General features: G+C 60.9%; 10 protein-coding genes. 7 read left to right on the top strand and 3 right to left on the bottom strand.

Going from position 1 to position 12,495, the window contains the following annotated elements; genetic code table 11:
- Positions 1 to 731 precede the first annotated feature (731 nt).
- From eat to eutC, 3 genes are read left to right on the top strand one after another with little or no spacing between them, the layout of a single operon-like run.
- Positions 732 to 2,135: a permease gene (eat, locus tag OH764_RS00070; protein WP_498847582.1), complete on the top strand. Its 1,404-nt coding sequence runs from the start codon at positions 732 to 734 to the stop codon at positions 2,133 to 2,135.
- 43 nt (positions 2,136 to 2,178) lie between these two features.
- On the top strand, positions 2,179 to 3,573 hold the full coding sequence (locus OH764_RS00075) for an ethanolamine ammonia-lyase subunit EutB (RefSeq protein WP_498847583.1): 1,395 nt from the start codon (positions 2,179 to 2,181) through the stop codon (positions 3,571 to 3,573).
- Positions 3,570 to 4,397, top strand: a complete 828-nt coding sequence (gene eutC / locus OH764_RS00080; protein ID WP_498847584.1) for an ethanolamine ammonia-lyase subunit EutC — start codon at positions 3,570 to 3,572, stop codon at positions 4,395 to 4,397. Before OH764_RS00075 ends, eutC begins: the two co-directional genes overlap by 4 nt.
- Position 4,398: 1 nt before the next feature.
- Here the strand turns inward: eutC and OH764_RS00085 are convergent, their stop codons facing one another.
- Entirely contained in the window at positions 4,399 to 4,794 is a 396-nt protein-coding gene (locus OH764_RS00085; RefSeq protein WP_087752330.1) for a DUF779 domain-containing protein, read from the bottom strand.
- 70 nt (positions 4,795 to 4,864) lie between these two features.
- Positions 4,865 to 6,385, bottom strand: coding sequence for an aldehyde dehydrogenase (adh, locus tag OH764_RS00090; RefSeq protein WP_498847585.1), 1,521 nt, complete (start codon positions 6,383 to 6,385; stop codon positions 4,865 to 4,867).
- Between the two features lie 343 nt (positions 6,386 to 6,728).
- Between adh and OH764_RS00095 the strand changes: the two genes are divergently transcribed.
- Entirely contained in the window at positions 6,729 to 7,787 is a 1,059-nt protein-coding gene (locus tag OH764_RS00095) for an AraC family transcriptional regulator (RefSeq protein ID WP_498847586.1), read from the top strand.
- A gap of 37 nt (positions 7,788 to 7,824) precedes the next feature.
- Here OH764_RS00095 and OH764_RS00100 read toward each other — a convergent pair whose 3' ends face one another.
- Positions 7,825 to 10,254: a heavy metal translocating P-type ATPase gene (locus OH764_RS00100; protein WP_498847587.1), complete on the bottom strand. Its 2,430-nt coding sequence runs from the start codon at positions 10,252 to 10,254 to the stop codon at positions 7,825 to 7,827.
- On the opposite strand from OH764_RS00100, the gene cadR reads away from it, so the two are divergent.
- The 3 genes from cadR to dbpA are packed head-to-tail and all read left to right on the top strand — an operon-like array spanning position 10,205 to position 12,321.
- Complete coding sequence (gene cadR, locus OH764_RS00105; RefSeq protein ID WP_498847588.1) at positions 10,205 to 10,636, top strand: Cd(II)/Pb(II)-responsive transcriptional regulator; 432 nt, start codon at positions 10,205 to 10,207, stop codon at positions 10,634 to 10,636. The two genes, OH764_RS00100 and cadR, sit on opposite strands and share 50 nt — an antisense overlap.
- A 44-nt stretch (positions 10,637 to 10,680) precedes the next feature.
- The gene (locus tag OH764_RS00110) at positions 10,681 to 10,881 is read left to right on the top strand and encodes a hypothetical protein (protein WP_020067328.1); all 201 of its coding nucleotides are present in this window, start codon (positions 10,681 to 10,683) and stop codon (positions 10,879 to 10,881) included.
- A 36-nt stretch (positions 10,882 to 10,917) separates the two neighbouring features.
- Positions 10,918 to 12,321 (top strand): ATP-dependent RNA helicase, encoded by a 1,404-nt coding sequence (dbpA, locus tag OH764_RS00115; RefSeq protein WP_498847589.1) that lies wholly within the window; start codon positions 10,918 to 10,920, stop codon positions 12,319 to 12,321.
- Positions 12,322 to 12,495: the final 174 nt, after the last annotated feature.

The following is a 12,495-nucleotide window of genomic DNA, read 5'->3' on the forward strand; positions in this document are numbered from 1 at the left end:
CGCTGATGTTTAATGAGGAATGTTTGCTGTCCAGGAGGCTTACTATGGCCGTAAGAGCGGACGTTATTTGCCTGGCCGACGTTGCTCTGCGGTATGTCGACACGGGGAATGCACCGCCGCAGCGTTTTCGTAAGTCACCTTGAACGTCGTGCCGATCGTCGTAGATGGCTTCAGCATTTCAGCGGACTGGAGTAAAGCGTGCGGACATCGAGGTCGGCCCTCCGGTAGACGGGCACGCGATCTGATCGCGTGAAGCTTGAAGATTCACCGCAATCAGGAACCGATGCAATGCGCATCAAAAAAGTTATCCCCATCACCCTCTGCACAACCCCTGTAAAAGCCCGTTCACACGTTGTGGGGCGAACTTTCATAAACAGACCTCGCGGGGAGCCGCATCAAAACTTATCCCTAACTCAAACCCGCTGCCCACAGTCACCGCCCAAGGTTATCGCCCTTGTAACGTCGTGATCCGCAACGCAGTTTCGCACTTATCCACAAGCATCAACGCCCCTTGTTAACTATTACTACATATACAGATACAAAGATTATAAAAACCACAGAACGCGCAAACAGACCGCCAGCAAACCACTCACCCCTCCCACCACCCCCCAACTTTGCCGAATTTCGATACCACCTCGAATAATGGCTCACTACCATCGGCGAAAGCCTGCCTGCGCGCACATCGCAAAGCCTTGCGGCGTCGAACAAGCGGCAAACTCACGGAGCGCCCGATGAAAACAGAGTCCAGCGGTCAGCACGTCGGTAAAGTCACGCATCACGAGTTGAAGCAGACGCTCGGCACGTGGCAGCTTTGGGGCATCGCGGTTGGCCTCGTGATCTCCGGCGAATACTTTGGCTGGAGCTATGGATGGGCGAGCGCCGGTACGCTCGGCTTCGTCGTCACGGCGATCTTTATTGCCGCGATGTACACGACCTTCATTTTCAGTTTCACCGAACTCACCACGTCGATTCCACACGCGGGCGGCCCGTTCGCTTACGCGCGTCATGCGTTCGGTCCGACCGGCGGTTATCTGGCCGGTGCGGCGACGCTCGTCGAATTCGTGTTCGCGCCACCGGCCATTGCACTGGCAATCGGCGCTTATCTGCACGTGCAGTTTCCTGGCCTCGAGCCGAAACACGCGGCAATGGGCGCGTATCTCGTCTTCATGGCGCTGAATATCGTTGGCGTGCAGATCGCGGCGGCTTTCGAGTTGTGCGTGACGTTGCTCGCGATTTTCGAACTGCTCGTCTTCATGGGCGTCGTATCGCCGGGCTTCCAGTGGTCTAACTTCACGAAAGGCGGATGGGCCGGCGCGAATACATTCAGTATGGGCTCGTTCAACGGCATGTTCGCGGCCATCCCGTTTGCGATCTGGTTCTTCCTCGCCATCGAGGGCGTTGCAATGGCCGCGGAAGAAGCGAAAAACCCGAAACGCTCGATTCCCATTGCCTACGTCGCCGGCATCCTGACGCTCGTCGTGCTGGCCATCGGTGTAATGGTGTTCGCGGGCGCGGCCGGCGACTGGACCAAGCTGTCGAACATCAACGATCCGTTGCCTCAAGCGATGAAGTTCATCGTCGGCGAACACAGCGGCTGGATGCATATGCTCGTGTGGCTCGGCCTGTTCGGTCTGGTCGCGTCGTTTCACGGGATCATCCTCGGCTATTCGCGGCAGATATTCGCGCTGGCCCGCGCGGGCTATCTGCCTGAGTGGCTCTCCAAAGTGCATCCGCGCTTCAAGACGCCGCATCGCGCGATTCTGGCCGGCGGCGTGATCGGCATCGCAGCGATCTACAGTGACGAGCTGATCCAGTTCGGCGGCCAGACACTCACGGCGAACATCGTGACGATGTCTGTGTTTGGCGCTATCGTGATGTATATCATCAGTATGTTGTCGCTTTTCAAGCTGCGTCGCACGGAGCCGAACATGGAGCGTCCGTTCCGCGCGCCGCTGTTTCCGCTGTTCCCGGCGTTCGCGCTGGTCGCCGCGGTGATCTGTCTGGCGACCATGGTGTACTTCAACTTTCTGGTGGCAGTAGTGTTCGCAATCTTCCTCGCGCTAGGCTACGTCTATTTTCTGTTGACGCGCCATCAACGCGACGCCGCGCCGGCGGACGCATTGCTCGAAGAATGACGGATGAAGCCGCTGCGCGCGCAGCGGCGCTGGAGTCGTAAAAATGAGCTACACGGAGACAATCGGCAGCCGTACTTATCGCTTCGCCGATCTGAAGACACTCATGGCGAAGGCGAGCCCGCAACGCTCCGGCGATCAACTCGCAGGCGTCGCTGCGGCGAGCGAAGAGGAACGCGTGGCCGCGAAGATGGCCCTCGCCGAAGTGCCGCTGCGCACGTTCCTCAACGAAGCGCTGATTCCGTATGAAAGCGACGAAGTCACGCGTCTCGTCATCGACGATCATTCGCCGCAGGCGTTCGCCGAGATTTCGCATCTGACGGTGGGCGACTTTCGCAACTGGCTCCTGAGCACCACGACGAATGGCGATGCGCTCACGCGCATCGCCGCCGGCCTCACGCCTGAAATGGTCGCGGCCGTATCAAAGCTCATGCGCAATCAGGATCTGATCGCAGCGGCGCGCAAGCGTCCGGTGATCACGCGCTTTCGCAACACGGTCGGCTTGCCGGGGCACATGTCGGTGCGTTTGCAACCGAATCATCCGACGGATGACGTAAAGGGCATCGCGGCATCGATGCTCGACGGCCTCATGTACGGCTGCGGCGACGCGATGATCGGCATCAACCCGGCCAGCGACAATCTTGCAGCGATCACCAGACTGCTGGTGATGGTCGATGAATTCCGGCAGCGCTATCAGGTGCCGACGCAATCGTGCGTGCTGACGCATGTCACCAACACGATCGCCGCCATCGAAAAAGGCGCGCCCGTCGACCTCGTATTTCAATCGATTGCAGGCACCGAAAAAGCGAACGCCGGTTTCGGAATTTCACTCTCACTGCTTCAGGAAGCGTACGAAGCGGGGCTGTCGCTCAAGCGCGGTACGGTGGGAAACAACCTGATGTACTTCGAAACGGGGCAGGGCAGTGCGTTGTCGGCGGACGCGCATTTCGGCGTCGATCAACAGACTTGCGAAGTGCGCGCCTATGCGGTCGCGCGCAAGTTCAATCCGTTTCTCGTGAATACCGTAGTCGGTTTCATCGGCCCTGAATATCTGTACGACGGCAAGCAGATCACGCGCGCGGGTCTCGAAGATCATTTTTGCGGCAAGCTGCTGGGCGTGCCGATGGGTTGCGACATCTGCTACACGAATCATGCGGAAGCCGACCAGGACGACATGGACAACCTGCTCACGTTGCTCGGCGTGGCGGGCATCAACTTCATCATGGGCATTCCGGGCGCAGACGATGTGATGCTCAATTATCAGAGCACCTCTTTCCACGATGCACTCTATGTGCGCGACGTTCTCGGATTGCGTCGCGCACCTGAGTTTGAAGAATGGCTTGAGTCGATGCAGATCGCCGACGCGCGAGGCGCGTTGCTGAGCGCGTCCACACAACAACCGTTGCTGGAAGGCGTGCGCGACTGGATGGGTATCGAATGAGCGACTCTGTCGACAAGAATCCCTGGAATGCACTGCGCCAGTTCACCAACGCGCGCATTGCATTGGGTCGAGCAGGCAACAGTCTGCCAACTGCGCCTTTGCTCGCGTTCAATCTTTCGCATGCGCAAGCTCGTGACGCCGTGCATCATCCGCTCGATACAGAAGCATTGCATGCACAACTGCGTGCGCAGAACTTTAGAACGCTGGATGTGCACAGCGCCGCGCCCGACCGCGAGCACTACTTGCGGCGTCCCGACCTTGGCCGGCGCTTATCCGAAGAGAGTCGCGCAGCGCTCGCGCAATTACCCGACGAGTCGCCGGATGTAGTGTTCGTGATCGGCGACGGTTTATCCGCGTTTGCCGCGTCGAAACAAGCCGTTCCGTTGCTGCAAGCTGTCACTCCGCAGCTCACGGATTGGGCGATCGGTCCAGTTGTCGTCGCGCGGCAGGCACGCGTTGCACTCGGCGACGAGATCGGCGAGTTGCTGAATGCAAAGATTGTCGTGATGCTGATCGGGGAGCGGCCTGGTCTCAGCTCGCCAGATAGTCTCGGCGTCTACATCACCTACGCGCCGAAAGTGGGCTGCAGCGACGCACAGCGCAATTGCATTTCAAACGTGCGTCCTGAAGGACTCGACTATCCGCTTGCCGCGCACAAACTACTTTATCTGCTTACCCATGCACGGCGCCTCGGCGTCACCGGCGTAGGCCTGAAAGACGATAGCGACGCATCGCTGCCGGCGGCGCCGGCAGCACCCGCAATCGGCGCAGAGGCGGCACCAAGCGCAAACCCGAACCCAAACCCAAACTCAACTGCGGCCTAACTCACGCATCGACGCGCTGCACGGGATGCGCTTCGAGCCACGCATTCTCGTCGTCGTCGAACAAGCGGGAACGCGTCAGAAAGCGCAGACCGCTGGGTCGCTCCAGCGAGAACATGCCACCGTTGCCCGGCACCACGTCGATAATCAATTGCGTGTGCTGCCAGTACTCGAACTGTGAATCGCTCATGTAAAACGGCACGCCCGCCAAAGTGCCGAGTTTCACGTCGGACGAACCGACCATGAATTCGCTCTGCGGAAACAGCATGGGTGCACTGCCGTCGCAGCATCCGCCGGATTGATGAAACAGCACCTCGCCATGTTCCGCGCGCAACGAGTCGATCAACTGGATAGCGGCAGGAGTTGCAATCACGCGCGCTACTTCTTTTCCGTCGGTCATCGTACCCTCGCTTAAACACAGCGAGCCGCACGATGCGGCTCGCTCTGCAATCAACACTTCGCCGCAACGTTTAGAAGAAACCGAGCGGCTTCTCGCTATAGCTGACGAGGAGGTTCTTGGTTTGCTGGTAGTGATCGAGCATCATCTTGTGATTTTCCCGTCCGATGCCCGATTGCTTGTAGCCACCAAACGCCGCGTGCGCCGGATACGCGTGATAGCAATTGGTCCACACCCGGCCCGCCTGGATCTGTCGGCCAAAACGATAAGCACGCGTGCCGTCGCGAGTCCAAACGCCGGCGCCCAGACCGTAAAGCGTATCGTTGGCGATCTCCAGCGCTTCATCTTCGGTCTTGAACGTGGTCACTGAAACAACCGGCCCAAAGATCTCTTCCTGGAAGATGCGCATCTTGTTGTGACCGCGAAACACGGTCGGCTTCACGTAATAGCCTTTGCTCAACTCGCCGCTCAACGTGTTGCGCTCGCCGCCAATCAGACACTCGGCGCCCTCCTGCTTGCCGAGATCGACATACGACAGAATCTTCTCCAACTGTTCCTGCGAAGCTTGTGCACCGATCATCGTCCGAGTGTCGAGTGGGTGACCTTGCGTGATGGCCGCGACGCGCTTCAATGCTCGCTCCATGAAACTGTCGTAGATCTTTTCGTCGATCAGCACACGCGACGGACACGTACATACTTCGCCCTGATTGAGCGCAAACATCGCGAAACCTTCGAGTGCCTTGTCGAAGTAGCTGTCGTCCTGATTCATCACGTCGGCGAAGAAGATGTTGGGGCTCTTGCCGCCGAGTTCGAGCGTGACAGGAATGATGTTCTGACTCGCGTACTGCATGATGAGGCGGCCGGTCGTGGTCTCACCGGTGAAGGCAATCTTCGCAATACGCTTGCTCGATGCCAGCGGCTTGCCCGCTTCCAGACCGAAGCCGTTCACCACATTGAGCACGCCGGCGGGCAACAGGTCCTGAATTAGCTCCGCCAGTACGAGAATCGACGCAGGTGTTTGCTCTGCCGGCTTGAGCACCACACAGTTGCCGGCAGCGAGCGCGGGCGCGAGTTTCCACACGGCCATGAGGATCGGGAAATTCCACGGGATGATCTGACCCACCACGCCGAGCGGTTCGTGGAAATGATATGCAACGGTGTCGTCGTCGATCTCGGAGATCGAGCCTTCCTGAGCGCGCACCGCGCCGGCGAAATAGCGGAAATGGTCGATGGCAAGCGGAATATCGGCGGCCATCGTTTCGCGCAGTGGCTTGCCGTTGTCGATCGTTTCAGCAACGGCGAGACGCTGCAAGTTCGCTTCCATCCGGTCCGCAATGCGGTTCAGAATGTTCGCGCGATCGGTCGTCGAGGTTTTGCCCCAAGCCGCTTTAGCGCGGTGCGCTGCGTCGAGCGCGAGTTCGATATCGGCCTCGCGCGAACGTGGGATCGACGTGAACGGCTCGCCTGTTATCGGCGATACGTTGTCGAAGTACTCGCCCCCTGCGGGCTTCACCCATTCGCCGCCGATAAAGTTCGCATATTGCTTCTTGAAGGGGAATTCGGTCGTCAGAAACTGCATCTCCGCGTGATTCATCTGTGTGCTCCTCACATGTCTGAATGGGCAATAGCCGGCGCGACTTTGCGCTCGGTTGCAATCCGTTGAAGTCGGCCGCGTCACCGTAGAGCCAGATCTATGCCAATGCACCTGGCTGGTGAGCCGTGCACGCGCAGCAGGCACCAGCGCACCGGAGCGCGTGTTTTTGCCTCTAGTCGACGGAGGGCGGCGCGTCGTTTCTGATCAACGCGGTTGTTGCTGTTCACGAATTGAACAGCGGCGCGGCGCGTGCCGAGCTGGTCAATGCAGTTGGCAGGCGCGTGCGATCGGCATAGGACTTGCCTTGCCTTTTCTCTTCGATACTCCATTGCGCGGATTCGCCATGACGATCGGAACCCTCAGCAGCAACCCCAGCGCGGTGTGCACAAGCTCCACGCTCGTGCCGCAACCAAGCTTTTGCGTGCAGACCCGTGTCGCCCACGACGCAGACGAACAGGCCCGCAATCTCCACGGCTGGCACCAGACGTACGACCAGTTGACGGCGGGAAGCTTTGTTGGCGGCTTGACGGAGTTGTGCCTCGACCACATGCAGGTGTTCGTTGAAACAACGAGCCACACCTTGAGGCAAACCTGCGAAGTGCAGAAAGACGCGTACTGGTTCGGCATCCCAACGTGCCGCGCGGGCTCCGGTCGCATCGACGCGAAAATCATCGGCGGCGACGCGCTCGCCTTTCGTCCCGGTGGAATCGAGTTCGAACTGCTGACGTCGGCGGGCTACGAGATTTTCGGTGTGGTCGTGAAGGGAGAGATGCTGCGTCGCTACGCGGCGGACGTGGAGCGCGTGAGCCTTGTGGAGCCAATGCCGGATACCGAGGTCGTAACAATCGGCGTGGGCCGCAAAGAGCGTATGTGCGGTTTGCTGCGCCAACTTCTCGCGCATGGTGCGGCGAGCGCTGCGCCGTTGTCGTCGGCCGCGCGGGAGAACTTGCAGGCGTCGGTGCTGGCGGAACTGTTCGACGCGGGCGCATTGCCGGCTTCTTGTGAACCGACGGCAATACCGGCGCGTGCGCGCCGTCAGTCGATCGTCTCTGACGCGCGCGACTACGTGCTCGCCAATCGCGATCGCGCGGTCGGTGTGCCGGAGCTTTGCGAACATCTGCATGTGAGCCGGCGTACGCTGCAATACTGCTTTCAGGATGTGCTCGGCATGGCGCCGGCAACGTATGTGCGAGCAATCCGCCTGAACGGCGCGCGCCGCGATCTGTGCAATGCGTCGCGGGACTCCCGCTCGGTGCAGGACGTCGCGGCGGCTTGGGGCTTCTGGCACATGAGCCAGTTTGCAACCGATTACCGCAAGCTCTTCGGCATGCGGCCCTCGGATACGTTGAAGGCCGCGATTGGCGCAAAATCCGTCGCGAGCAGTCGGTCATCTGCGCACTAGTTGCCTCACGGCGTGACGCGGGACGCGTTGCGCGCTGCTATTTGCGCAGCAAGCGCAGGCCGTTGGCCACTACGAGCAGACTCGCGCCAACATCGGCGAAGACTGCCATCCACATGGTGCCGAGACCCATCACGGTCAACACCAGGAACACGCTCTTGATGCCGAGCGCGAGCGCGATGTTCTGCACCAGCACGCCATGCGTCGCTTTGGACAGGCGGATGAAGAGCGGGATCTTGCGCAGGTCGTCGTCCATCAACGCGACATCGGCGGTTTCGATGGCCGTACCGGTTCCCATCGCGCCCATCGCAAAGCCAATGTCGGCGCGTCCAAGCGCGGGTGCGTCGTTTATACCGTCGCCCACCATGCCTATTTTCGCGCCCTCGGCCGACCACTGCGCGATTGCATCCAGTTTGTCTTGCGGCAACTGATTGCCGCGCGCTTCGTCGATACCTACTTGCGCAGCGATTGCGGCAGCGGTATGCGGATTGTCGCCGGTGAGCATGGCCGTGGCGACGCCCGCGCGGTGCAACTCGGCAATAGCGGTGGAACTCGTCTCCTTCACCGTATCCGCCACGGCAAAGAGCGCGAGGACGCGTCCGGCGTCGCTTAACAGCACCACCGTCTTGCCTTGACGTTCGAGCGCGGCGAGCCGCGCTTCAAGTGAAGGCGAGCACCGCCCGAGTTCTTCAGCGAGCCGATGATTGCCCAGCCAGTACGTCAAGCCGTTTATCTCGCCGCGCACGCCGCGCCCCGGAAGCGCTTCGAACGAATCGACAGTGACGTTGCCCACGCCGTCGTTCTTTGCCGCCGCCGCAATTGCCATCGACACAGGATGATCCGAGCGCGCCGCAAGACTCGCGGCAAGCGCGCGGCAACGTGCGGCGTCGGCATCGGCATCGGCGAGCGTTGCGAATTCGGTTTGCACCGGTTTGCCGTGCGTGATCGTGCCGGTTTTGTCGAACGCCATGCGGGTCAGCTTGCGCCCTTGTTCGAGAAAAGTGCCGCCCTTGATGAGAATGCCCTTGCGCGCGGCTGCCGCAAGACCGCTGACGATCGTCACCGGCGTGGAAATCACGAGCGCGCACGGACACGCGATCACCAGCATCACCAGCGCCTTGTAGATCCACGCTTGCCACGATCCGCCGAGAAAAAGCGGCGGCACGAGCGCCACCAGTAGCGCAACGGCGAATACACACGGCGTGTAGACGCGCGCGAACTGATCGACGAAACGTTGCGTGGGCGCTTTGGTGCCTTGCGCCGCTTCAACCGCGTGAATGATGCGCGCAAGCGTCGTGTTGCTGGCCGCCGCGGTCACGCGGTAGTCGAACGAGCCGGTCTGGTTGACGGTGCCTGCGAATACGGCATCTCCGACGGTCTTGTCCACCGGCAGACTTTCTCCCGTGATGGGCGCCTGATCCACGCTAGAACGCCCTGCAACGATTTCTCCGTCGAGCGCAATCCGTTCGCCCGGCTTCACGCGAACCAGCGCGCCGGTCGCGATCGCGTTGAGATCGGTGGGGCGCCACGTGCCGTCGGGTTGCCGCGCGCTCGCCTGTTCGGGCGTGAGTTGCATCAACCCCTGGATTGCATTGCGGGCGCGGTCGAGCGACTTTGCTTCGATCAGTTCGGCGACGGTGAAGAGCACCATTACCATCGCCGCTTCAGGCCATTGGCGCAGGATCAACGCGCCGGTCACCGCAATGCTCATCAGCGCGTTGATGTTCAGGTTGCCATGGCGAATGGCGAGCCAACCCTTGCGGTACGTTGTCAGGCCGCAGGAAGCGATCGCGATGATCGCAAGGCTTGCTGCCATCCAGGCGGGCGCGCCGAGCCAGCCGGCAGCCTCTGAAGCTGCCGCAGCGACGCCCGCGAAAGCAAGCGGCCACCAAGGCCTCAACTGTCGAGGCGCGACCGGTTGACTGCGCTGTTTAGCGTCTTGCTGCGAAGACGGTGAATCTGGACCCGCGATTTCTGGCGTGAAGTCGAGCGAACGAAGCGCGGCGAGAATCGAGTCGAGCGCGCCGTGCGCATGCACCACGGTCAGTACGCGCTGCATGAGATTGAACTCCATGCTGCGCACGTCCGGCATGCGACTGAACTTCTTGCGGATCAGCGCTTCTTCGGTGGGGCAATCCATTTGCATGATGCGGATCGCGGTGCGCACGTCGTCGCCAATCGCTTCGGACGGCAGCAACTGTCCCTCGAACTGCGCGGGGGCATGGGCGGAGGCGCCGCGACAGCCTCCACCCACATGGTCATGTCGATGGTTTTCCTGGTTGTGGGCGCTGGCGTCGCGCTGTGTGGCAGTTGCGGCATGTGCCTTGTGAGCATGCGGCATGGTGGCTTCCTCGTTCGATTTGTGGTCTAGTAAACACCTTGAAGCCACTACAAGGTCAAGGCCGGTCTCGGGAGGGTCCATGAAAATCGGCGAATTGGCGAAAATCGCCCATTGCACGACCGAAACCATCCGTTTCTACGAGAAGGAAGGGCTTTTGCCCGAAGCGGAGCGCACGGAGGCCAATTACCGCAGCTATACCGCGAAGCATGTCGAGCGGCTGCGCTTCATTCGCAACTGCCGCGCGCTCGACATGACTCACGACGAAATCCGCGCGCTGCTGCGTCTCACCGACGCGCCGGGTCACGGCTGCGGCGGCATCAATGATCTGATCGACGAGCATATTGCCCACGTCGATACGCGCATCGACGAACTGCAGCAGCTCAAGGCGCAACTGCGCACGCTGCGTGAGCAATGCCACGGCGAACAGGCCGTAGAAGACTGCGGCATCGTTCAAGGTCTCAGCGACATGGGCGTGAGCGCGCCGCGTGCGCGGCACACCCATCTCGGGTAATGCATCCAGTCGAATCAATAATCGAATCCAGTTGGAGAAGCAACGTGTTCACATGTAGAAATCAGTCCTGCGGCGCACAGTGGGATCAGTCAGACGTCGTCATCAAGAACGAGGGACAGGGGCTGCTATTCCGTTGCCCGATGTGCGGCGCGCGCAATTATGTCGAGCGCTTCGAAGGGGACGACGGCTCGGTGCTGTACGAGCAGATGGAAGGCCGCCCCTTTCCCGGCCCCGTCGCCGAATAGTTTCCAGGCCTCAAGCCGATAACGAGTCACCATCTTATGAATAGTCCCACCACCGCCGGCGCTCCGTTCAGTCAGTTGCCACTGCCGCCCGCCGCGCTCGCGAATCTCACGCAACTCGGCTACGTCGAGATGACGCCGATTCAGGCTGCGAGCTTGCCGATCGCGCTCGCCGGCCACGACCTGATCGCGCAGGCGAAAACCGGCAGCGGCAAGACCGCGGCGTTTTCACTGGCGCTGCTCGCGCGTCTGGATGCGCGCAACTTCGCCGTGCAGGCCATGGTGCTATGTCCGACGCGCGAACTCGCCGATCAGGTCACACAGGAGATTCGCCGTCTCGCGCGCGCGGAAGAAAACATCAAGGTGCTGACCTTGTGCGGCGGCACGCCAATGCGTCCGCAAACCGCAAGCCTCGAACACGGCGCGCATATCGTCGTCGGCACGCCTGGCCGGATCATGGATCACCTCGAGCGCGGCAGCCTGCCTTTGCAGTCGCTGAACACACTCGTGCTGGACGAAGCGGACCGCATGCTCGACATGGGTTTCTTCGACGACATCGCAACAGTCGTCAAGCAATGCCCGAAAGAGCGGCAGACGCTGCTGTTCTCGGCGACCTACCCCGAGGGCATCGTCAAGCTCAGCCAGCAATTCCTGCGAAATCCTAAGGAAGTGAAGCTCGCCGAACGGCACGACAATACGAAGATCCGTCAACGCTTCTACGAAGTGACCGAAGACGAGCGTCTGCATGCCGTCGGCCTGCTGCTGAACCACTATCGTCCAGTGAGCACACTGGCTTTCTGCAACACCAAGCAGCAATGCCGCGATCTGCTGGACGTTCTGCGCGCCCAGGGTTTCCATGCGCTCGCGCTGCATGGCGAGCTCGATCAGCGCGAACGCGATCAGGTGCTGATCCAGTTTGCAAACCGCAGCTGCTCGGTGCTGGTCGCGACCGACGTCGCTGCGCGTGGCCTCGACATCGCGCAACTCGAGGCAGTAATCAACGTAGACGTAACGCCCGATCCGGAAGTGCATGTGCATCGTATTGGCCGCACGGGGCGCGCCGATCAGGAGGGCTGGGCGTTGAGCCTTGCGAGCATGAACGAGATGGGGCGTGTCGGCAGTCTCGAGCAGGCGCAAAAACGCGAAGTCGAATGGCATAAGCTGTCTGAACTGACCGCGGCCAGCAACGAGCCGCTATTGCCGCCGATGGAAACGCTGCAGATTCTCGGCGGCCGCAAGGAAAAAATCCGCCCCGGCGACGTTCTCGGCGCGCTGACCGGCGAGGCGGGTTTCGCCGGCTCGCAGATCGGCAAGATCAACGTGACCGAGATGTCGACCTATGTAGCGGTCGAACGCAGCGTTGCGCGAGACGCCGTGCGCAAGCTGAGCGCGGGCAAGGTGAAGGGCAAGAAGGTCAAGGTCCGCTTGATGGACGACGCCTGATCAGGCGGCGAAGTGGCGAGGGGGGCGCGTTGGCATAGCTATGCGGACCGCTCTCGCCCCGACCATTGCTGCGGCGCATCGGCTCGAAACTCATTGTCGCGCTGGCCGCTTTCCACGCTGCACCTGCTGGTGCATCACCTCCGGTCATACCTCCAGGACGTTCGTCTTCGGCCG

The organism is Burkholderia sp. M6-3 (assembly GCF_050858985.1).
GTDB lineage: Bacteria > Pseudomonadota > Gammaproteobacteria > Burkholderiales > Burkholderiaceae > Paraburkholderia > Paraburkholderia caledonica.